Below are 20192 nucleotides of genomic sequence, written 5' to 3'. Positions count from 1 at the left end.
AGGGTCATTCCCCTCGGACCGTTTTCCCCGAGCGGTCCGCCTCCCGTTGAAGATCTCCCCTCGGCGGCGCCGATCATTCCTTGAGGGGGGTCACTCGAAGGAGGGGTGTTGCCCGCGGAGAAGGCTATTTTCGAATACCCATTCGATAGTCTGCGGATGAAGGGGGCCGGCCGGGGCTGACGGGGGCTCAGCGACACGGCACGGCGACAGTGGCAGCGACAGCGCGGAGCGTGGGGGGTGCCAGATCCAATGGTGCGGCGTATCGACGTGACCGGCGCGGGCGGCGTACGCCTCGCGGCCTGGGAGTTCGGCGATCCTCCCAAGGGCGACCCGCCCAGGGAGGAGCCGAGCGGGCCGGAGGCCGGACCCGGCGTGCTGTTACTGCACGGCCTGATGGGCCGCGCGGCGCACTGGGCGTCCACCGCCCGCTGGCTCTCCGGCCGGCACCGCGCCGTCGCCCTCGACCAGCGCGGCCACGGCCGGAGCGAGAAGCCGCCGCGGGCCGCCTTCACCCGCGAGGCCTACGTCGAGGACGCCGAGGCGGCCCTGGAGCAGCTGGGCCTCGGTCCCGCCGTCGTCATCGGCCACGCCATGGGCGCGCTGACCGGCTGGCAGCTCGCCGCCAAGCGCCCCGACCTGGTGAGCGGCCTCGTCATCTGCGACATGCGGGCCTCCGCGCTGGGTGCGGCCTCGCAGCGCGAGTGGGCCGACTGGTTCCGCGCCTGGCCGCTCCCCTTCGCCACGCTCGCCGACGTCCGCAAGTGGTTCGGCGAGGACGACCCCTGGGTCGAGCGCCCCAATCCGGCGCGCGGCGCCTTCTACGCCGAGGTCATGCAGGAGACCCCCGACGGCTGGCGTCCCGTCTTCGATCCGGAGCAGATGCTCAAGTCCCGCGAGACCTGGGTGTACGACGCGCACTGGGAGGAGCTCACGCAGGTGCGCTGCCCCACGCTCGTCGTACGGGGGCTGGACGGCGAGCTGGGGCGGGCCGAGGCGCAGGAGATGGTGCGGGTCCTGCCGCGCGGCGAGTACGCCGAGGTGGCCGACGCCGGCCACCTCGTCCATTACGACCAGCCGGAGGCCTGGCGGTCGGCCATCGAGCCGTTCCTCGACGCCGTCCTGACCGGGTGAACGTCAGCCCTGCGGGACATCGCAGGGGCGACCGCGTTGTGGAACGGCTCGGCCGTCCCGGCGAGGGACCCCGGCCGCGTGCCGCCGGGACGGTGTGTCAGATCACGGCGAGCCGGTCCACCAGCAGCTCCACCCTCTGCGCGGCGTCCTCCGGTAGCAGCCGTCTCGCCCGGGTCAGGGTCGCAAGGCCGTGCAGGGCCGCCCAGAACACCTCGGTGAACAGCCCCGGGTGGACGCCGTCCCCGGCGACCTCGTCCAGGCTCTCCAGCAGCGCGGCGAAGGCGTCCTTCAGCGGCTCCGGGGTGTCCTCCTGCGCGTACGCCAGGCCGCCGTCGAGCTGGAACAGGGCGTCGTAGACCGCCGGGTTGTGCGCGGCGAAGTCGAGGTAGGCGCGGGCGAGCGCGGTGACCCGTGCGCGCGGGCCGTCCGCGGCGGCGGTCGCGGCACGCACCGCCGCGGCCAGCTCGGCAGCGCCCTCCAGGGCGACGGCGCCGATGATCTCCCGCTTGCCGCGGAAGTGGCTGTAGAGGACGGGCTGGCTGTACTCGATGCGCTCGGCGAGCTGGCGGGTGGTGACCGCGTCCCAGCCCTGCTGCTCGGCGAGTTCGCGGGCTGTCGCCACGATGAGGCGCTCGCGCTCCGCCCGTTCGCGCTGCTTGCGTTCCTGTACCGACATGACTCGAATCCTAGCATCGCTAGACAATCAAGCGGCAGCAGTACTAGCGTTGCTCACATCAGCTAGCAACGCTAGATTCCGGGAGGGGCACCATGCTCAGCGCACTCGAAGTCATCACCACCGTGGTCGTCGGCGTGATGGTGGGGGTGGAGTTCTCCGTCGCCTTCGTCATGAACCCGATCCTCAACGCACTCCCCGAGGACAGTGGCCAACTCGGCCACGCCCACGGGGGCCGGATGCTCGGCGCCGTGATGCCGTTCTGGTACATCGGCTCGCTCGTCCTCGTCGCGGTCTGGGCCGTCGCGGGACGGCACCATCACGGCACCGGCCTCGTCGTCACCGCCGGCGCGCTGCTGATCCTCAGCGTGATCATGTCGCTCCTGCTGCTCGTCCCGATCAACAACCGGAACAAGACGTGGACCCCCCACAACCGGCCCGCCGACTGGAAAGAGCAGGTGAACCGCTGGGTCCGCTACCACTACGTCCGCGTCGCCGTCATCATCGCCGCCTTCACCCTGCTCGTCGCCGCCCTCGTCTGAGCCCGCACGCAGAGACTCCACGAAGCTCACCCAGCCGGCGAAGACTCGCAAGGAGAAGAACAATGGCGCTGAAGAAGATCAACACCGTCCTGGCCGCTGCCTTCGTCCTCTTCATCCTCTGGTTCGGGACGGAGTACATCCTGAGCCCGGAGACGACGGCGCCGGGCTACGGCCTGCCGAGCCGGCCGTCCGGCGACGGCGACGGTTTCCTGATCATCAAGGGAATCCGCGATGTCGTCCTGGCCCTGGTCCTGGGCATCCTGCTGGTGACGGGACACCGCCGGGCGCTGGGCTGGGTGCTGCTGGTGGAGGCCCTCGCCGCGTACGGCGACATGACCAACGTGCTGGCCCACCACGGCTCCGTGGCCACCGCGCTCGGCGTCCACGCCCTGACCGCGACACTGATGGTGGTCAACGGCCTGCTGATGATGCGCGAGACCCGCAAGGCCGCGGCCGCTTCGGCAGCGCCCGCCCCACAGCCCGCCTGACCTCACCTCGGCGCGTGTCGGTATGCGCCCGTCAGCGCCTGCCGGGAAAGGCCAGGCGCACGGCCGGCGATCGCGAAGCACCCTTCGGTTCGCAGCACTTCACCCCGGCCCCTGACTCACCCCTTGCTCACCGCCCACAGGATCTCCGGCAGTCGCGCCGCCGTCCGCGGGGCCGCCAGCCGCAGTCCCAGCCAGGTGATGAGCGTGCCGTACACCGCGCCGACCGGCAGCAGCAGCCAGCCGTGGTCGCCGGTCTCACCGGTGACGTTCAGCCAGATCGTCACCGCGATGACGGGCGCGCACAGCAGGGCCGCCGCGACCATGCCGCCGAAGATCGCGATCCAGGCCAGGCCGGCCTGCCCCGCGACCACGTTCTTGTGGCCCTCCTGCGGGATGGAGTAGGGGAAACGGGCCGACGTCCACGCGCCCGTGGCCAGCATCGCGCCGAGCAGCGCCAGCGACAGACCCAGCACCTCGGGCAGCCGGCCCCAGTCGCCGAGCAGCGCCGTCGTCACGACGGTCACCAGCGTCGCGTACGGCAGGGTCACCACCAGCAGCCCCAGGGCCCGCCCGCGCAGCTCGACGTAGGCGTCGCGCGGGGAGGAGATGGCCATGGCGACCATCCAGAAGGCGGAGGTGTCCTGCCCGAACTGGTTGTACATCTGGATGCCGAGCATGCCCGCCGCGAAACACGCGAAGTAGATCGAGCCGGTGCCCTGCAGCGCGTTGAACACCGGCACGATCAGCCCGATCGCCAGCGAGGTCACCCAGGCCGCCTTGGTCTTGGGGTCGCGCCAGATGTAGCGCAGGCTGCGCTCCATGACCGTCCCGGTGCGCCCGGCGGGCAGCAGCCGCGCAAGCCCGCGCGACGCGCCCCGCTCCCGCCCGGCGGGCTCGGCGGCCTGCAGGGTGGACGCGTCGGGCGCGGTCATCACCTTGGTCAGGGTGCGCGCCCAGACGGCGATCAGCCCCGCCAGCGCACCCAGGCTCACCAGCAGCTGCCCGGCCGCGACGCCGTACGCGCCCCTGCTGACGGAGTCCACCGCGCCGAGCGCCGACGCCCCCGGCAGCCAGCGCACCACGGCCGCCACCGGGTCCAGCTGCCCCAGCCCGGCCGCGCCCAGCCGCTGCGCGCCGAAGTTGACCACCTGCGCGCCGACGGCGATCACCAGACCGCTCAGCACCGCCAGATCGCGGCCCTTGCGGCTGCTCAGCAACCGGACATTGGCGGCCGCGACCGCCCGCGCCAGCGCCACGCACACCAGCAGCGCGAGCGGTACGGCGACGACGGCGACGGCGACGGCGTACGCGGCAGCCCCGTGCGCCACCGCGATCACCGACCCGACGAGCAGCAGCAACGTGAACAGCGGCCCGATGCCCACCAGCGAGGCCGCGAGCAGCGCCCGCACCAGCGGCTGCGGCCGCAGTGGCAGCATCACCAGCCGGGTCGGGTCCAGCGTCTCGTCCCCGCTGGGAAAGAACAGCGGCATCACCGCCCAGCCCAGCGCCAGCACCGCGACCAGCAGCACCACCAGGGAGACGGCGTGCGCGTGCCCGCGCAACATGATCAGCCCGAGCAGTTGCAGCGCGGCGAACAGCAGGGTGACGACGGCGGAGGCGATGTACGCGGCCCGCCGCCCCCCGGACTGGCGCAGCCCGTTGCGCAGCAGCGACAGCTTCAGCCGTACGACGGTGGCGGTCACGTTCGTCATCGTCCGCCGCCGCCCAGCCAGTCGAGGTCCATCCCGGTGTGCCGGCCGCTCGCGCCGACCAGCTCGAGGAACGCCTTCTGCAGGGTGGGCGCCGCGCCGCGCACCTCGGCGAGCGGGCCCTGCGCCCGGATCCGGCCGGCCGCCATCACGGCCACCCAGTCGCACAGCGACTCCACCAGTTCCATGACGTGGGAGGAGAAGACGACGGTCGCACCGGAGGCGGTGTAGCGCTCCAGGACGCCCCGGATGGTCTGCGCGGACACCGGGTCGACACCCTCGAACGGCTCGTCCAGGAACAGCACTTCGGGGTTGTGCAGCAGCGCCGCGGCGAGCCCGATCTTCTTGCGCATGCCGGTCGAGTAGTCGACGACCAGTTTGTGCCGGCTGCCCGCCAGGTCCAGTACGTCGAGCAGCTGACCGGCCCGCTTGTCGACCTCGGCGCCGGGCAGCCCGCGCAGCCTGCCCGTGTACGCCAGCAACTCCTGCCCCGACAGGCGCTCGAAGAGCCTGAGCCCCTCCGGCAGCACCCCGATCCGCGCCTTCACCTGCACGGGGTCGCGCCACACGTCGTGCCCGACGACCTCGACGGTGCCCTGGTCCGGCCGCAGCAGCCCGGTGACCATGGACAGCGTGGTGGTCTTCCCCGCCCCGTTCGGCCCGACGAGCCCGATGAACCGCCCCGCGGGCAGCTCCAGATCGATCCCACTCACAGCGATCTGCTGACCGAACCGTTTCCACAGCCCATGCACCCGTACGGCACTAGCACCCACCGCGTCTCCCTCCGTCGCAGGGAAGCCTACGGCGGAGGAACGCCGACAAGCGGTGCGGGACTGTGCCTGATATACGGCTACGCCGCGTGCGCGCGACAGGCCTCCACGAACCCGCACCCGCCAGACAGCGGGACCCGGCAGCTCAGTGGGCGCACACCTACCGATCCCGCCCGCAGGCGTACGCCAGCGGCGACACCAGCTCCTCCACATCCGGCAACCACCGATTCGCCGGAGTCGGGCGGCGAGCCCACTGCACGGCCCCCCGCGACCCGAACCGGGTCGGGGGCGCGGCCACATACGTCCCCTCGCCGAGCGCGACCAGGTCCAGCGAAGACACCGACCAGCCCAGCTTGCGCACCAGCTCCGGCAGCTTCGCCACCGCGCCCGGCAGCACGAAGAAGTGCATCCGCCGGTCCGGGGCCAGCGTCACCGGCCCGAGCGTCAGCTCCATCCGCTCCATCCGGGCCAGCGCCAGGAACCCGGCTGTCTCCGGCACGGACAGCGCGTCGAACGTCCGTCCCGTCGGCAGCAGAATGGACGCCGTCGGCTGCTTCTGCCACATCCGGCGCGCGACGGTCGCGCTGCCCGTCGCCTGCGTCGGCCAGTCCTCGCGCGCCGGGTGCGCGCCGGGTACGGTGCACGCCGGGTCGCCGCAGGAGCAGACCTGTACCCCGTCGGCGGCCTCCAGCCAGGTGCCGGGGAACACGTCCCAGTGGCGCTCCTCGGCATAGCGAACTGCGGCTTCCAGCAGGGATTCCCCGCGCTGCTTCGGGATCTGCGCGGTTTCGGTGCCCAGGATCGTCTCTTCCACGTGGAACTCAACTCCCGCACCCACCTCCGGTTACGGGATGCGTCGCGCGCGGGGGAGGAGCATCGATTCGGCGTCCGGGGCGCACGGATGCACAGGCGGGGGCGCGCGGAAGGTTCGAGGTGGTGAGCGGGTAACCACGTGGGGGGCGGCATCCGCCGTTACCCCGGCAATCCGCCCATGCCTCGCATTTTCGGTATGTCCGCTGGGCATTGATCTTCACGGCCCGATCTTCACGCCGCCCGGCGGCTCGCTCGACGAGTGGAGAAGGCCTTGGAAGACACGACAACTCGGTGCACGGGCAGGCACCGCAGCCACAGGGGGTAGTGCCAATGGCCGCAAGGCCTCTCGTCGCGCGGCAGCCGAACGAACGGCTGCAGGCGCTCATCCAGGAAGCGGGTTGCTCGAACGCCGGGCTCGCCCGCCGGGTCAACATGTGCGGCGCCGAGCACGGACTCGATCTGCGGTACGACAAGACGTCGGTGGCGCGCTGGCTGCGCGGGCAGCAGCCGCGGGGACGGGCGCCGGCGATCATCGCGGAGGCGCTGGGCCGCAAACTGGGCCGTACGGTCACGATCGACGAGATCGGCATGGCCAACGGCAAGAACCTCGCGTCGGGGGTCGGCCTCCAGTTCTCGCCGACGGTACTGGGAGCCATCGAGCAGGTCTGTGAGCTGTGGCGCAGCGACGTGGGGCGGCGCGACTTCCTGTCGGGATCGTCCGTCGCCGCTTCGGCGCTGGTCGAGCCGAGCCGCGACTGGCTGATCTCGGCGCCCGACGCACAGGTGGCACGGCAGGCGGGCCCGCGCGTGGGCCTGTCCGACGTGGACGCGGTGCGCGCGATGACGCAGGCGCTGGTGGAGCTGGACCACCAGTACGGCAGCGGGCATGTGCGGCCGGTGGTCGTGCACTACCTCAACAGCGTCGTCTCCGGGCTGCTGGCGGGGTCGTACCGGGAGGCGGTCGGCCGTGAACTCTTCGCGGCCGTGGCCCGCTTGACGGAACTCGCCGGGTACATGGCCGTCGACACCGGCCAGCCCGGGCTCGCTCAGCGGTACTACATCCAGGCGCTGCGCCTCACGCAGGCGGCGGGCGATCGCGGGTACGGCGGATACGTGCTGGCCGCGTCCATGAGTCACCTCGCCGCGCAGCTCGGAAACCCGCGGGAGATCGCGCAGTTGGCGCGGGCGGCGCAGGAGGGGGCGCGCGGTCGCGTCACCCCGCGCGCGGAGGCGATGTTCTTCGCGGCGGAGGCGCGCGGGCACGCCCTGCTGGGCGATGTGCGCGCCGCGCACGCGGCGAGCGGTCGCGCGGTGAGCGCCATGGAGTCCGCCGACCCGGCCTCCGGCGACGATCCCGCGTGGATCGCGCACTTCGACGAGGCCTATCTCGCCGACGAGTTGGCGCACTGCCACCGCGATCTGGGCCAGCCGGAGGCGGCCGCGCGCTACGCGGAGCAGTCGCTGGCCGGGCACCCCGCCGGCAGAGCGCGGCGCAGGGCCATCGGATACGTCCTGCTGGCCACGGCACAGGTGCAGCAGCGGGAGATCGAACAGGCCTGTGCGACCGGGCTGAAGGCCGTCGAGCTGCTGGAGTCGCTGCGGTCCAACCGGGGCGCGGAGTATCTGGAGGACTTCCAGCAACGGCTGGAGCCGTACCGGGAGGAGTCGGTGGTGCGGGAGTTCGGCGCCCGGCTGGAGCTGCAGACGGCGGCGTGAACGGGGCGCGCACGCGCGTGGGGACCTTGTACAGCGTGCGGGAGCGCGGGTTTGTTACAGGAATCACAGGGAAGGAGGTGCCTCCCTCAGCTGCGTGGCATGGGCATCCGGGGACCCGGTAGCGTGAGCCGACGATTGACCAAGGTCCCCCATTCGTAGGAGTCCCGGTGACGCAGAGTGGACAGGGCGAGGAGCCCTCGGCGCAGCCCGCGCGCGAAGGCATCGTGCTGCCCTCGGACGGCGGCGAGCCCGTGCTGCCGGGCATGAGCGGCTCCGCACAGGGCCCTTACGCCGGGAATCCCGCCGGGGGACCGCACGCCGGAAACCCTTACGGCGGCGGTCCGTACGCCGGTGGGCCGCAGGGCGCGGGTCAGCAGCCGGGGCCGTATCAGGGTGCCCCGCAGCCCGGTGCCGCCCCCGGCGCGCAGTACGGCGGCCAGGGAGCGGCGCCGGCGGGCGGGCAGGCCTGGGGCGGCCCGTGGGGTCCCGAGCAGCAGTCCGGTCCCGCCCCGGCGCCGGACCAGGGGTGGTCCGGCGCTCAGCAGTGGCCCCCGGCCGGCCAGAGCGGCGCGGGCCCGCTGCCCGCCGAGGGCACCCCACCGCCGTACACCCCGGCAACCGCCGCGCACGACGCCTACGGCACCCCGCAGCCGCACTCCGGCGGCTACGGCGCCGTGATGCCCGCCGGGCAGCAGACGGCCCCCGGGCAGCCGCCCTCGGCCGGCGGGGCGGTCTCCGCTTCCGGTCAGGGCGCACCGCTGCCTCCCGCCGGGGCTCCCGCTCCGGGCTACGGCGGCCCCCTCCCGCCCGCCGACGACAGCGCGACCCAGTACCTGCCGCCGGTGGCCGCGGGTGGCGGCGACGCGGCGACGCAGTACATCCCGCCCGTCCCCGCCCAGCCCGGTGACGACGCGGCGACCCGCTACATACCCCCTGTCGGCCCCGGCGCGCTGCCGCCCGAGGCGCCGGCGGAGGCCACCCAGTTCCTCGGCCGTGCCCCGCAGCACCCGGGCACGCAGCCCGGCTCCGGTCCGCTGCCGCCGGCCGCCGACCCCGACGCGCAGGCCACCCAGTACATCCCGCCGGTCGCGGCACAGCCCGGCGCGCAGCCGGGATACGGCGAGCGGCAGCCGCCGGCCGAGTTCGCGGGGCTGTTCCGCGACGAGCCGGCCGGCGCCCCCGCGGCGGCCACCCAGCAGCTGCCCCAGATCGGCAACGGCCGGCCCGGCGCGCCCCGGCCCGGGTACGTGCCACCGGCCCGCGGCCGGCGCGGCGCGCGGGACGACGACGGCGGATCGGGCCGGAGCGGCGGGGGCCGTACCGGCTCGCGGGTGCCGCTGTTCGCCGCGATCGGCGTCGGCATCGCGGTCGTCGGTATCGGCGCGGGCGCGCTGCTCGGCGCCGGCGGTGGCTCCGACGACGCCAAGGACGACGCCCCGGCGAACGTCTCCGCGACGGCCCCCAGCACCACCGCCTCCTCTGCCGCCCCGGCCGCCGACCCGGCGAAGGAGCAGGCGGTGGCCCTGGACAAGCTGCTCGCCGACAGCGGCAGCAGCCGCGCCGCGGTGATCGCGGCGGTCGCCGACGTCAAGAGCTGCCGCAACCTGGGCCCGGCCGCGAAGAACCTGCGCGACGCCGCCCAGCAGCGCACCGGTCTGGTGACCCGGCTGGCGTCGGTGCCGGTGGACAAGCTGCCGAACAATGCCGCGCTGACCGGCGCCCTCAAGAGCGCCTGGCAGGCCTCGGCGTCGGCCGACACCCACTACGCGGCGTGGGCCGACCAGGTCGCCGGCAACAAGAAGCTGTGCCGCAAGGGCAAGGCCGCCGGCACCCCGCAGACGCAGGCCGGCAACCGGGCGAGCGGCACCGCCAGCGTGCAGAAGCAGAAGGCCGCCCAGATGTGGAACGCGATCGCGCAGCAGTACGGGCTGACCCAGCGGCAGGCCGGCCAGCTGTGAGCCGCCGGTGGTGAACCGCCCCGGGGCCGTGCCGCCCCGGGGCGCTCTCAGTTCAGGTGCGCGTTCTTCAGAGTGTCCGTCACGTCGACGAAGCCCTTGCGGGCCGCGACCAGCCGGCCGTCCCGGACGACCTGCAGGGTGACGTCGGTGTTGACCAGGCGCGGGAAGCCGATGGGGGCGAGCTTGCCCGCGAAGGGCCAGCTCAGCGTCGGCGTCAGCCCGCCCGTGGTGACCGGCACGCCGTCGTCCAGGGCGTGCCGGACGGTGTCGGCGGTCACCTCGCCGCCGCGCAGGGACTCCACGACCTTGCGGAACGCGGTGTAGGCGATGTAGGTCGTCTGCACCCCGGCGTCGGCCGGATCGATGCGGTTGTCGGTGAACGCCTGCTCGCTGATCACCTGCTTCATCCCGTCCCAGCGGGGATCGGTCGACACCGGGTACCAGCCGGTGATGTACGACCCCTCGTACGGCCCCGCGCTCCCGCCCGAGGCGTCGACGGCGGTCTGGTCGACGCTGCCCATCACCGTGGCCGCCCCCACCCCGGGGTACTGCGCCCGGGTCCGGCGGAAGGAGTCCATGAAGGTGCCGGTGCGCTCACCGAGCGCGGGCACCACGCACCCGTTCTTCCCGGAGCCCCGGGCGGCCTGCTTCAGCGCCTGCTCGGACTGCGCCTCGTACTCGGTGGCGTCCTCGTCGGCCACCAGGTCCCCGGCGTCCGCGTGGCCGCCCGCCTTCAGCCCGGCGCCGAGCAGCGAGGGCAGTTCGTCACCCGCGATGGTGTCGGGGCGCACCAGCGCCACGTGGCCGCAGCGGGCGGCGAGTTCCCGGCCGAGACCGGCGAGCAGCACCGGCTGGCCCCCGTTGACCGGGTACGACAGGGGGCTGGTGAACTCGGCGGTGGTGACGCCGTAGCCGCCGATGTAGGGGATGCCGGCGCTCTCCAGCGGCGGGAAGTAGGAGTCGGAGTACTGGCTGTAGGAGCCGACGACCGCGACGGCGTGCTCGTTGACCGCGCGCCGGGCGCACTTGGCGGCGGCCACGGTGTCGTTGTGCTCGTTGCAGGTCAGCACCTTCAGCGTGCGGCCGTTGATGCCGCCGTGGGCGTTGACCCACCGGGCGTAGGCCTCGGCGAAGGCGGGCATACCGGGCTTGTTGGTCGCCGTGGTCTCCATCGGTGCCCAGGTCATGACGGTGACGGGATCGTCCCCGGAGCCCCCCGTGGCACCGGGGATGATCCCGCAACCGGCGGCCAGCGACACGCACGCCACCGTGGCCGCCGCCGCTGTGGCGGCTCTGGTCAGAGGCCGGGTGGTGAAGGGGGGGACGGTGCTGCGCGTGCGTCGCCTGCCGGTCATGCACACGCACGATTCCCCCACATCACCAACCGGGGAGTGACCCATGGTCAACGGACGGTGACGTGAAGGTGAATTACGGGGGGCCGGAAGGGCGGCCCGAAAAGGGAACGTACGATCGATGACCGTGCAAGGTTCGGAGAAGTCTTCCCGTCGCGGCCGTCGCTCCAGCACCATGGGCGGCATGCCACACAACGACATGCCGTGGTGGCGCTGGCGCAGCAACGTGCGCTCCGCGCTGCACATGCTCTCCGACCCGGGATTCCAGCGCGACGTCTGGCTGGCCGGAGAGGAGGGCTACGGCGACGTCACGGACGCCGTGTACCGCCTGGTCGAGGACACCTGGCTGGACCACTGGTCCGCCGAGAAGTACGTCGGGACGATCTTCCGCGACTCGCAGGAGGCGGCGCTCGTCGACACCGCGGTGCTGCGCGTGCTGCGGATCATGCACCAGGTCGGACCGGACGCCCCGGTCGCCACGTACATGGAGCACCCGGAGTGGCCCGAGGCGGTGCGCGCGGCACGGGACGCGCATGTGCGGATGGCGACGAGCGACGGCGACGACCCCGACGCGCCGCCGCGCACCCTGGAGGTGCTGCACCTCCTGACGCGGTCCGCGTAGCGGACGACCGCACCACGCGCGGGGCGGGGCATGAGATCCTGTGACGCATGACTGAGCAGCCCGTGCCCGCCGCCGCCCCGGCCGACCAGTATGTCCTCACCCTCTCCTGCCCGGACAAGAAGGGCATCGTGCACGCGGTGTCCAGCTACCTGTTCATGACCGGGTGCAACATCGAGGACAGCCAGCAGTTCGGCGACCACGACACGGGTCTGTTCTTCATGCGGGTCCACTTCTCGGCGGATGCGCCGGTGACCGTGGACAAGCTGCGCGCCAGCTTCGCGGCGATCGGTGACTCCTTCCACATGGACTGGCAGATCAACCGGGCCGACGAGAAGATGCGCATCGTCCTCATGGTCAGCAAGTTCGGGCACTGCCTGAACGACCTGCTCTTCCGCGCCCGGATCGGGGCGCTGCCGGTGGAGATCGCGGCGGTGGTCTCCAACCACACCGAGTTCGCCGAGCTGGTGGGCTCCTACAACATTCCCTTCCACCACATCCCTGTGACGAAGGACACCAAGGCAGAGGCCGAGGCCCGCCTGCTGGAGCTCGTCCGCGAGCAGAAGGTGGAGCTGGTCGTCCTCGCCCGCTACATGCAGGTGCTCTCCGACGACCTGTGCAAGCAGCTCTCCGGGCAGATCATCAACATCCACCACTCCTTCCTGCCGAGCTTCAAGGGCGCCAAGCCGTACCACCAGGCGCACGCCCGCGGTGTGAAGCTCATCGGCGCGACCGCGCACTACGTCACGGCGGACCTCGACGAGGGCCCGATCATCGAGCAGGAAGTCGAACGCGTCGGCCACGACGTCACGCCGGACCAGCTGGTGGCGATCGGCCGTGACGTGGAGTGCCAGGCGCTGGCGCGGGCCGTGAAGTGGCACGCCGAGCGCCGGATTCTGCGGAACGGCCGCCGGACGGTCGTCTTCGCCTGAGGGGCGGGGCGGTTTCGGCGGTCGCGCGGCTGCGGGTCGTACGGGGCTGGTCGCGCGGTTCCCCGCGCCCCTTGGGTGGGTGCAGTCACCCCCGCCGCACGCTGCCCCCTACATCCTGCTCAACCCCGCCACGGCGAACAGCACATCCCTGATCGCCTCCTTGTCACCGACCTGCCCCGCCGCGGCCTCCGCCGGAGACACATGGCCGGCCGCCACCTGGCAGAACTCCACGTCGTCCAGGGCGACATGGGCCACCTCGTGCTCCGCGGAGGCCACCGCCGCCGGTGAGTCCAGCGGGATCAGCCACTCGCCCCCGCCCGAGCCCTCGATCTCCAGCCGCAGGCTCCGCCCCGGCCGCCCGGCGGGCACGAGGTGGCGTGTCGCGCCGGGCGCGGTCAGCCCGGCCTGCCGGCGCGCCGCCAGCGCCTGCGGCAGCATCCGCGCCGCCAGGTCGATCATGCCGTTCAAGTGCCGCGGCGCGGGCGGGGCGTAGGGGTAGTCCACCGCTTCGGCGATGTCACCGGCGTGCACCCAGCACTCGAAGGCGCGGTCCAGCATCGCGTCCCGCAGCGGCAGTTCGCCCTCCCCGTACGGCACCTGGAGCAGGCCTGCGGTGCTGCCGGTGAACGACACGGTGCGCACCAGCTCATGGCTCTGCTCCCGCCAGGGCCCGCGCACCGAGTGGGTGGGCGGGAAGCGCGAGGCGCGCCAGTACGCCTCCGTGCGCCCCGCGGGCGTCGGAGCCTGCGGGGACACGTCCGCGAGCGGGTCGTCGAGGCCGAGCGCCACCGCGACCAGTCCGTCGACGGCCAGCAGATGCGCGATCACCCCGGCGACGGTGGTACGGCGGGTGGTGGTCACGTCGGCCTCGAACCAGCGCAGCCGCACGGGCGCGTGCCACTCGGCGTCCCCGAAGTCCTGCAGCAACGCGTCCAGCCGCGCCGTCTCGGCGTCGTACGCCCTCGCCCACTCCGGCACCGGGATGCGCGGCGGGCGCCGGTCGAGGCAGCCCTGGAGCACCCGGGTGCGCAGGCCGGGGTCGAGGTCGAGGCTCTCGGGACGCTGGAGCAGGCCGACGGCCTCGCGCAGCCGCCGCGCCTCGACGGCGCAGGTGCCGCAGCCGCCCAGGTGCTCCTCCACGGCCGCGGTCTCCTCCGCGGAGCAGGCGGCCAGCGCCCACGCCCCGAGCAGCGACTTCAGCACCGGGTGCGGCAGGGCGGGCGGCTGAGGTGCCGGTGGTGGGTCGGGCAGCGGCTGTCCGCTGTCCTCGACGGCCGCCCGGGGCAGGGGTATCCGCGGCGGCCGGCCGGGATCGGGCACCCCGGAACCGCCGGACCCGTCCCCGTCCCCGTTTCTGTCTCCGGGGCGACCGGGCCCACCGGTGCCGCCGGGGCCTCCGGCGGCACCGCCGCCACCACCGTCACCGGACTCGTACGCCTCCCCGGAAGCCCCCTGCCGAGGCTCCCCGGGACCCCTGGGCTCCCCGGACTCGCCGGGCTGTGTGGAAGCCCCGGGCTCCATGAATTCCCCACCGCTCACCCCCTGCACCGGAATGTCCCCCCAGGCGTCCGTGCCACGCACTTCCGGTCCGACCCGGCCGCCGGTCGTCGCGCCCGTGCCGTGTGCCGTCTCCCGGCCCTCCTTCTCGCCGGCGGCCGCCGGCAGGTCCCGGTCGTCGCCGTGGGACGCGAAGCCCTCCGCGTCGTTCACGCGGCACCCCCGTACTCCGGTGGTGCGCCGGGCGTGCCGGCGTCGTGGGCCGTGGACAGCAGTTGCAGGCCGAGGCGGAGCCGGCGGCGGGCCTCGTCCTCGGTGACGCCGAGGTCGGCCGCGGTCTGGCGGTAGTCGCGGCGCTGGAAGTAGGCCAGTTCCAGGGCGGCGCGCAGCGGGGCCGGCATGGCCTGCACGATGTAGTCGGCGCGGGCCGCCACCGAGGCGTGCCGCACCTTGCGCTCCAGCTCGTCGGGGGAGCCGGGCGCCCCTTGGGCGAGCGCCGCGGTCTCGGTGGCCCGCAGCCGCTGCACGGCCATCCGGCGGGTGAGGTCGGCCACCCAGGTGCGCAGCGGACCCCGCTTCGGGTCGTAGCTGTCCGGGTGCTCCCAGACATGGGCGAAGACCTCGCGGGTCACGCTGTCGGCGGCCCTCTCGTCGCCGAGCACGCGGTGCGCGAGCCCGTGGACGAGGGAGGCGAAACGGTCGTAGAGCTCGCCGAGGGCTGCCGCCTCCCCGCGTGCCAGCCGCTGCTGCATCTTGCGGTCCCAGCGGGGCGGTGCGTCCTTCTTCGCCATACGGCCCCCTCACCCAGCCCGTGCCCGTCTTCAGCGTGCGCCCATCGACACCTCGAATGTAGTCGGCACGTCTGACAACGCACGCCCCTTTGTGCCAATGTGCGCCCCCTTCGGGGCCGTGCGTGCTAGGGCGCTTACCCGGAGGAGCCGCCCCCGGAACACCGCAGCGTCCGATCGAACAGTATCGAAATGAGATTGAATCCGACTGAAACAAGCCGATTTTGATCGGGACCCGTTTTCGACGGGGCGTTTCAGGGAAACGCCGCTGGGCAGCCGCGCTGCAAGGAAGCGTAAGAATTCCTTCCGTTTGGCGAGCAAGGGGCGTGGTGGTGACGTTCAAAGTGACCGACTCGGAGCAAGGGGCGTGGGCCGTGCTCCAGGTGTCGGGCGAGCTGGACCTGGTCACGTCGCCGGTGCTGCGGCAACGGGTGCACGACGTGATCGCCGAAGGCCGGCACAGCCTCGTCCTCGACCTGTCCCAGGTGCAGTTCTGCGACTCCAGCGGGGTCGGCGTCCTCATCGCCGCCCGCCGCCTGCTGCGCTCGTGCCGGGGTCGGCTGCGCCTGGTGCTGCCCGCGCAGGGGGCTGTGGACGGTTCTCACGTCAACCGGGTCCTCGGAGCCCTCGGCGTGCGCCGTCTGTTCGATGTGCACGCCGACCTCGAGGGCGCCGTCGGTGAGGAGCCGCTGTCGGCCTGAGGTGTGAGTCGTTTCACACCGATTGCCACAGTGTTGTCCCGGTTTTCCGCCGGTCTCGGTACAGCCGCCGTCGCCTCCCCGCCGCGCCCGTTCGTGCGTCGTACGCTCGCATGCCGGATGCACCACCCACCCCGACATAAGGCGGCCGAAGAAGAGATGGTCAGCAGCGAATACGAGCGTGAGATCGCCGCCCGGTTCGCCACTTTCGACCAGGACGGCAACGGCTGGATCGACCGCGCGGACTTCAGTGTCGCCGCGAAGGCGCTGCTCGCGGAGTTCGGCGTCGCGGCCCGCTCCGACAAGGGGCAGACGCTGTACGCCGGCGCCGAGGCGTTCTGGCAGGGCATGGCCGGGATGGCCGACCGGGACGGCGATCAGCGCATCACCCGCGAGGAGTTCGTCACCTGCGCGGTCAAGCGGCTGCGCGACAACCCGGAGCGGTTCGCCGAGATCGCCCGCCCCTTCCTGCACGCGGCCCTCGCGGTGGCCGACACCGACGGCGACGGCTTCGCCACCGTCGCCGACACCGCGCGCGTGCTGCGCGCCCTGGGTGTCGCGCGGGAGCGGGCCGAGGTTGCGGCCGCCACGCTGGACGCGGACGGCGACGGCAAGGTCGGCGAGGCGGAGAGCGTGCCCGCCTTCGCCCGCTGGTTCACGGTGCCGCAGTAGCACCGGCCGTCCAGAGCGCGGGAGTTGTGCGACCGGCGAGGGAGCTGAGTCATGGCCAAAGATGTCGCGGATCGTGGCAATCCGGTGTCACGGAGCGTCGATACCGGGTTGTGTCCTCGGAGGGGGTCGTCACGGCCCGGAGTCGAGGGGTGGCTCCGGTACCTTGTGTGAGATGCGAGTGGTTCCCGGTACGAGCCATGCCGGTGGTGGCTGTTCGACTCCCCCTGACGAGCGTCGCACAGTATGCCGCACGGGTACTCCTTCGCGCTGGAATATGCCCGAAGCGCTTGTTGGGGTGACGGTACGTCAACCAAGCTGGCGTACAAGGGTTTCACGTTCCGTGATCCAGGCTCCGGCCATTGTCCTGGCCATGCAGAAAATGGCTACGATCGTGGCTCTCGTCGTCGTGGTGCTCGCGTGGCGCGCGGCCATGTGTCCGCCGGTTCGGATGGTGTGAGCGGTGCAGGTGCTTCAAGTGCAGCTGGAGATCCGGCCCGACCCCGCGGAGGTCGGACGGGCCAGGCGGTGGGCCCGCTCGAGGCTCGCCGGTTCGGGGATAGCGGCCGACGAACCCCTCGCCGAGACGCTGATCCTGCTCGTGTCGGAGCTCGTCACCAACGCCGTGGTGCACACCGGCCATCCGGCCGTGCTGCGGTTGTCCCTGCCGGGCGTCGCGGCCGAATCGGCGACGGTGCGGCTGGAGGTGGCCGACTCCAGTGAGTGCGCGCCCGTGCCGCGCTGCGTGGACGGCGACGCCACCGGCGGCCGGGGCCTCGCCCTCGTCGACGGACTCGCCGACCGGTGGGGCTGGAGTCGCGAGGGCGCGGGCAAGCGCATCTGGTGCGAACTGGACCGGTGCAGCGCGGCGCGGGACTCCGCGAGCGTCTGCGGAGGCCTGGTGGCGCCGTACGAGGGGCTGGCGTTCGAGGCGGTGTGACCGGCGGGCCCGGGTGTCGTGAGCCGCGCGCCGCGACGCGACCCTGCTGTGCCCTGTCCTGCTGTGCGATCCCCGGGGAGTTGCCGTGCGCCCGGGGTGTGCTTCCGTGCGCGCCCGTGACAAACGGGGTGTAAGTAACATTTCTCCTTCGCCGTGTTGACGACGAGTGTCCGTTTGATCACGCTTGTGGTCAGCGATCCGCCGTGAGGGGACGGCGAGGGTGCCGGTGACGGGCGTCCTCGGCGAGTGCGGGTCGTCCGGTTCGGCGGCGGTTGTCCGAGGGCTCAGGGGTGAGGGGGCCGGGGCTGGTGCGCCGGAGCCGGCCGACGGTGCGCGGTGCCGTGCTCGGGGCGGGCAGCCGCGCGCCGTCGGCCGTTGGAAGCGCCGATCTCTGTCCACAGGCTGTGGACAACTTTTCCGGATTCCCGTTCCTTTTCCCGGACCCCCCTTCCTGCTCCGACCCGCGGCGGCGACGCGTGCCGTCATCGCGCCGGGCCGCGTGGCACTCCCCAGCGCATGACGCACCGTCAACCACCGTTGGCTGAACGGGTATGCGGCTGATCCGGACCAGGTTTTCCACAGGCGGAGCGGGCTGTCGGCGCCGCCCCTTACCGTCATGACATGACCTACCGCGACGTTGCCTCGAAACAGGTGCTGGCCTGGGCCGCCACGGCCCTCGGTGCCCGGATGCCGGTCGCCATGGCCCCGCTGGCCGTGGTGTTCCTGGTCCGCGAGCGGCCCGGCGGCTACTCCCTGGGCGCGGCCCTCGCCACGGCCTACGTCATCGGCGAGATCGTCGGCGCCCCCCTGCTCGGCACACGGCTGCGTCCCGACCGGGCCCGCCCGCACCTGGCGGCGGGACTGCTGGCCGGAGCCGCCGGTTTCGCCGGGCTCGGCGCCTGGCCGGGTGCGCCCGCGACGGTCCTCGCCGCCTTCGCCCTCCTCGCCGGGGCGGCGCCCGCCGGGGCCGCCGGCGGCCTGCGCAGCCTGCTCACCGCGCTCGTTCCCGAACGGGCCGTGCCGCAGGCGATGTCCACCGAGTCGATCCTGATGTCGGGCGTGTGGGCGATCTCCCCGGCCCTCGTCGCCGGTCTCGCCCTCGGCGCCGCCCCACGGGTGCCGCTGCTGCTGGCGGCCGCGCTGATGGCGACGTCCGTCGCGGGCCTGTGGCTGCTGCCGGCCGGCTGGACCACGGGCGCGGGGGACGGCACAAGCGGCGGCAGAGCAGGGGCGCGGGTCCTCGCCGGGGCCTGGCCCGTCTACGTGACCGGCGCGGCCAGCCTCACCACGCTCGGCCTCGCCGAGATCATGCTGCCCGCCCTGCTCGAGCAGCGCGGCGTCGGCGTCGGCTGGTCCGGCCCGCTGCTCACCTTGATGGCGGTGGCCGCGGGAGTCGGCGCCTTCCTGTACGGGCTGCGCAACTGGCCCTGGCGGCTGCCCACGCGCAGCCTGGTGCTGATGACCGGCACGGCCCTGTGCGTGACCCTGGCCGCGCTGATACCGCACACCGCAGCGATCGCGGTGACGCTCACCGCGGCCGGCCTGCTGCAGTCCTGCGCCATGCTCACCCGCAACCTCGCCCTGCGCGAGGCGCTGCCCGCGAGCGCCCTGGCCGCCGGCTACTCCGTGATGTACGCGGCCGCCGGCGCCGGATACGCGGCGACCGGCTCCCTGGCCGGGGCCCTGCTGAAGGTGACGACGCCGTCCACTGCCGTCCTCGCCGGGGTCGGTCTGACCCTGCTGCTGACGGCCGTCGGCTGGTGGGGCGAGCGCTGCGCGGCGCGGTCAGCCCAGGGCGCCGACCTCGCCACCGTCGACGCGGCCGGCCGTGGTGCGGAAAGTGCGGCGATAAGCGGTGGGGGTGACGCCGAGCGCCGCCTGTAGGTGCTGCCGCATCGACTGGGCCGTGCCGAAGCCGGCGTCCCGGGCGACCTGGTCGACGGACAGACCGGTGGACTCCAGCAGGTGCCGGACCCGCTCCACGCGCTGCTGGGTGAGCCACTGGCCAGGGCTGACGCCGGTCTCCTCGCGGAAGCGGCGGGTGAAGGTGCGCACCGACATCGACTCCTGCGCGGCCATGTCCCGCAGCTGGATCGGCTCGTGCAGCCGCCCCAGCGCCCAGGCCCGCGCCGCGGTCGTGGTCGCCTGCTGCGGATCGGGCACCGGCCGGTCGATGTACTGCGCCTGCCCGCCGTCGCGGTGCGGCGGAACGACCGTGCGGCGGGCCACGTCGTTCGCGACGGCCGTGCCGTGGTCGCGGCGCACCATGTGCAGGCACAGATCGATCCCGGCGGCCACCCCGGCCGAGGTGAGCACGTCACCGTCGTCGATGAACAAAACGTCCGCGTCGACCGCGATCTTCGGGAACAGCCGCTGGAAGCGCTCGGCGTCGGCCCAGTGCGTGGTCGCCGGGCGGCCGTCCAGATAGCCGGCGGCGGCCAGGACGTACACGCCGGTGCAGATGGAGGCGAGCCGGGTGCCGGGGCGGATCAGCGCGAGCGCGGCGGCCAGCTCGCCGGTGAGCACGCCCTCGTCGTACAGCGGGCCCAGTTCGTACGACGCCGGGACGATCACCGTGTCGGCCTGGGCCAGCGCCTCGGGGCCGTGGGGGACGTACACGCTGAAGTCGGCGTCCGTCTGCACCGGGCCCGGCGGGCGCACCGAGCACGTCACCACCTCGTACAGGGGCCGTCCCAGCGCGTCCTTGGGGCGGCCGAAGATGCGGTGCGGGATGCCGAGTTCGAAGGGGAGCAGCCCATCGAGGGCGAGGACGACGATGCGGTGCGGACGGAAGCCGTCCGCGGAGTCGGCGGGGTCGGCTGAATCCATGGCCCGATCCTAGCGAACGCTGTCCTTCGGGCCACTCGTTCGAGGGTGGCCCACCCAGGAAGCTCTAG

At 73.0% G+C, this 20192-nt stretch carries 19 protein-coding genes; 11 read left to right on the top strand and 8 right to left on the bottom strand.

The window, feature by feature from the left end; translation table 11 throughout:
• The first annotated feature begins 249 nt into the window (after positions 1–249).
• The gene (locus tag AB0J12_RS08700) at positions 250–1131 is read left to right on the top strand and encodes an alpha/beta hydrolase (RefSeq protein ID WP_363263722.1); all 882 of its coding nucleotides are present in this window, start codon (positions 250–252) and stop codon (positions 1129–1131) included.
• Positions 1132–1228: 97 nt separating this feature from the next.
• Here AB0J12_RS08700 and AB0J12_RS08695 read toward each other — a convergent pair whose 3' ends face one another.
• Positions 1229–1807 (bottom strand): TetR/AcrR family transcriptional regulator, encoded by a 579-nt coding sequence (locus AB0J12_RS08695; protein ID WP_363263508.1) that lies wholly within the window; start codon positions 1805–1807, stop codon positions 1229–1231.
• A 92-nt stretch (positions 1808–1899) separates the two neighbouring features.
• On the opposite strand from AB0J12_RS08695, the gene AB0J12_RS08690 reads away from it, so the two are divergent.
• On the top strand, positions 1900–2346 hold the full coding sequence (locus AB0J12_RS08690; RefSeq protein WP_363263507.1) for a DUF1772 domain-containing protein: 447 nt from the start codon (positions 1900–1902) through the stop codon (positions 2344–2346).
• A 62-nt stretch (positions 2347–2408) separates the two neighbouring features.
• Complete coding sequence (locus AB0J12_RS08685) at positions 2409–2834, top strand: DUF4267 domain-containing protein (RefSeq protein WP_363263506.1); 426 nt, start codon at positions 2409–2411, stop codon at positions 2832–2834.
• A 116-nt stretch (positions 2835–2950) separates the two neighbouring features.
• On the opposite strand, the gene AB0J12_RS08680 is transcribed toward AB0J12_RS08685, so the two are convergent.
• The 3 genes from AB0J12_RS08680 to AB0J12_RS08670 all read right to left on the bottom strand — a co-directional run bounded on the left by AB0J12_RS08680 (position 2951) and on the right by AB0J12_RS08670 (position 6127).
• On the bottom strand, positions 2951–4546 hold the full coding sequence (locus AB0J12_RS08680) for a transporter (protein ID WP_363263505.1): 1596 nt from the start codon (positions 4544–4546) through the stop codon (positions 2951–2953).
• A complete protein-coding gene (locus AB0J12_RS08675) occupies positions 4543–5316 on the bottom strand; it encodes an ABC transporter ATP-binding protein (protein WP_363263504.1) in 774 nt (257 codons plus the stop codon). Before AB0J12_RS08675 ends, AB0J12_RS08680 begins: the two co-directional genes overlap by 4 nt.
• A 157-nt stretch (positions 5317–5473) precedes the next feature.
• Complete coding sequence (locus tag AB0J12_RS08670; RefSeq protein WP_363263503.1) at positions 5474–6127, bottom strand: bifunctional DNA primase/polymerase; 654 nt, start codon at positions 6125–6127, stop codon at positions 5474–5476.
• Between the two features lie 329 nt (positions 6128–6456).
• Between AB0J12_RS08670 and AB0J12_RS08665 the strand changes: the two genes are divergently transcribed.
• Complete coding sequence (locus tag AB0J12_RS08665) at positions 6457–7842, top strand: transcriptional regulator (RefSeq protein ID WP_363263502.1); 1386 nt, start codon at positions 6457–6459, stop codon at positions 7840–7842.
• Between the two features lie 167 nt (positions 7843–8009).
• Positions 8010–9800, top strand: a complete 1791-nt coding sequence (locus AB0J12_RS08660) for a hypothetical protein (RefSeq protein WP_363263501.1) — start codon at positions 8010–8012, stop codon at positions 9798–9800.
• Between the two features lie 47 nt (positions 9801–9847).
• Here AB0J12_RS08660 and AB0J12_RS08655 read toward each other — a convergent pair whose 3' ends face one another.
• Positions 9848–11155 (bottom strand): ABC transporter substrate-binding protein, encoded by a 1308-nt coding sequence (locus AB0J12_RS08655; protein WP_363263500.1) that lies wholly within the window; start codon positions 11153–11155, stop codon positions 9848–9850.
• A 118-nt stretch (positions 11156–11273) separates the two neighbouring features.
• Between AB0J12_RS08655 and AB0J12_RS08650 the strand changes: the two genes are divergently transcribed.
• The gene (locus AB0J12_RS08650; protein WP_363263499.1) at positions 11274–11774 is read left to right on the top strand and encodes a hypothetical protein; all 501 of its coding nucleotides are present in this window, start codon (positions 11274–11276) and stop codon (positions 11772–11774) included.
• 47 nt (positions 11775–11821) lie between these two features.
• Positions 11822–12703 carry a formyltetrahydrofolate deformylase gene (purU, locus tag AB0J12_RS08645; protein WP_363263498.1) on the top strand — a complete coding sequence of 294 codons (882 nt, stop codon included), beginning with the start codon at positions 11822–11824 and terminating at the stop codon, positions 12701–12703.
• Between the two features lie 108 nt (positions 12704–12811).
• Here purU and AB0J12_RS08640 read toward each other — a convergent pair whose 3' ends face one another.
• Entirely contained in the window at positions 12812–14413 is a 1602-nt protein-coding gene (locus AB0J12_RS08640) for a maleylpyruvate isomerase N-terminal domain-containing protein (protein WP_363263497.1), read from the bottom strand.
• Positions 14410–14991 carry a sigma-70 family RNA polymerase sigma factor gene (locus tag AB0J12_RS08635; RefSeq protein ID WP_363263496.1) on the bottom strand — a complete coding sequence of 194 codons (582 nt, stop codon included), beginning with the start codon at positions 14989–14991 and terminating at the stop codon, positions 14410–14412. Before AB0J12_RS08635 ends, AB0J12_RS08640 begins: the two co-directional genes overlap by 4 nt.
• 323 nt (positions 14992–15314) lie before the next feature.
• Between AB0J12_RS08635 and AB0J12_RS08630 the strand changes: the two genes are divergently transcribed.
• The 4 genes from AB0J12_RS08630 to AB0J12_RS08615 all read left to right on the top strand — a co-directional run bounded on the left by AB0J12_RS08630 (position 15315) and on the right by AB0J12_RS08615 (position 19179).
• Entirely contained in the window at positions 15315–15689 is a 375-nt protein-coding gene (locus tag AB0J12_RS08630) for an STAS domain-containing protein (RefSeq protein ID WP_363263495.1), read from the top strand.
• Between the two features lie 156 nt (positions 15690–15845).
• Positions 15846–16358 carry an EF-hand domain-containing protein gene (locus tag AB0J12_RS08625; RefSeq protein WP_363263493.1) on the top strand — a complete coding sequence of 171 codons (513 nt, stop codon included), beginning with the start codon at positions 15846–15848 and terminating at the stop codon, positions 16356–16358.
• A 475-nt stretch (positions 16359–16833) separates the two neighbouring features.
• On the top strand, positions 16834–17295 hold the full coding sequence (locus AB0J12_RS08620; RefSeq protein WP_363263721.1) for an ATP-binding protein: 462 nt from the start codon (positions 16834–16836) through the stop codon (positions 17293–17295).
• A gap of 621 nt (positions 17296–17916) precedes the next feature.
• Entirely contained in the window at positions 17917–19179 is a 1263-nt protein-coding gene (locus AB0J12_RS08615; protein ID WP_363263492.1) for an MFS transporter, read from the top strand.
• Here the strand turns inward: AB0J12_RS08615 and AB0J12_RS08610 are convergent.
• On the bottom strand, positions 19081–20124 hold the full coding sequence (locus AB0J12_RS08610; RefSeq protein ID WP_363263491.1) for a helix-turn-helix domain-containing protein: 1044 nt from the start codon (positions 20122–20124) through the stop codon (positions 19081–19083). The genes AB0J12_RS08615 and AB0J12_RS08610 overlap by 99 nt on opposite strands.
• Positions 20125–20192: the final 68 nt, after the last annotated feature.

It is taken from the genome of Streptomyces sp. NPDC049915 (assembly GCF_040656475.1).
Lineage (GTDB): Bacteria > Actinomycetota > Actinomycetes > Streptomycetales > Streptomycetaceae > Streptomyces.
Note: the sequence above shows the minus strand (reverse complement) of the source record. Positions and strands in the feature narration are given on the sequence as shown.

Bases quoted from the DNA above. Each gene is read 5' to 3' on its own strand.
- AB0J12_RS08690 (WP_363263507.1), top strand. From the start codon at position 1,900: ATGCTCAGCGCACTCGAAGTCATCACCACCGTGGTCGTCGGCGTGATG.
- AB0J12_RS08700 (WP_363263722.1), top strand. From the start codon at position 250: ATGGTGCGGCGTATCGACGTGACCGGCGCGGGCGGCGTACGCCTCGCG.
- AB0J12_RS08610 (WP_363263491.1), bottom strand. From the start codon at position 20,124: ATGGATTCAGCCGACCCCGCCGACTCCGCGGACGGCTTCCGTCCGCAC.
- AB0J12_RS08625 (WP_363263493.1), top strand. From the start codon at position 15,846: ATGGTCAGCAGCGAATACGAGCGTGAGATCGCCGCCCGGTTCGCCACT.
- AB0J12_RS08635 (WP_363263496.1), bottom strand. From the start codon at position 14,991: ATGGCGAAGAAGGACGCACCGCCCCGCTGGGACCGCAAGATGCAGCAG.
- AB0J12_RS08665 (WP_363263502.1), top strand. From the start codon at position 6,457: ATGGCCGCAAGGCCTCTCGTCGCGCGGCAGCCGAACGAACGGCTGCAG.
- AB0J12_RS08685 (WP_363263506.1), top strand. From the start codon at position 2,409: ATGGCGCTGAAGAAGATCAACACCGTCCTGGCCGCTGCCTTCGTCCTC.
- AB0J12_RS08650 (WP_363263499.1), top strand. From the start codon at position 11,274: ATGACCGTGCAAGGTTCGGAGAAGTCTTCCCGTCGCGGCCGTCGCTCC.
- AB0J12_RS08615 (WP_363263492.1), top strand. From the start codon at position 17,917: ATGACCTACCGCGACGTTGCCTCGAAACAGGTGCTGGCCTGGGCCGCC.
- AB0J12_RS08680 (WP_363263505.1), bottom strand. From the start codon at position 4,546: ATGACGAACGTGACCGCCACCGTCGTACGGCTGAAGCTGTCGCTGCTG.
- purU (WP_363263498.1), top strand. From the start codon at position 11,822: ATGACTGAGCAGCCCGTGCCCGCCGCCGCCCCGGCCGACCAGTATGTC.
- AB0J12_RS08655 (WP_363263500.1), bottom strand. From the start codon at position 11,155: ATGACCGGCAGGCGACGCACGCGCAGCACCGTCCCCCCCTTCACCACC.
- AB0J12_RS08695 (WP_363263508.1), bottom strand. From the start codon at position 1,807: ATGTCGGTACAGGAACGCAAGCAGCGCGAACGGGCGGAGCGCGAGCGC.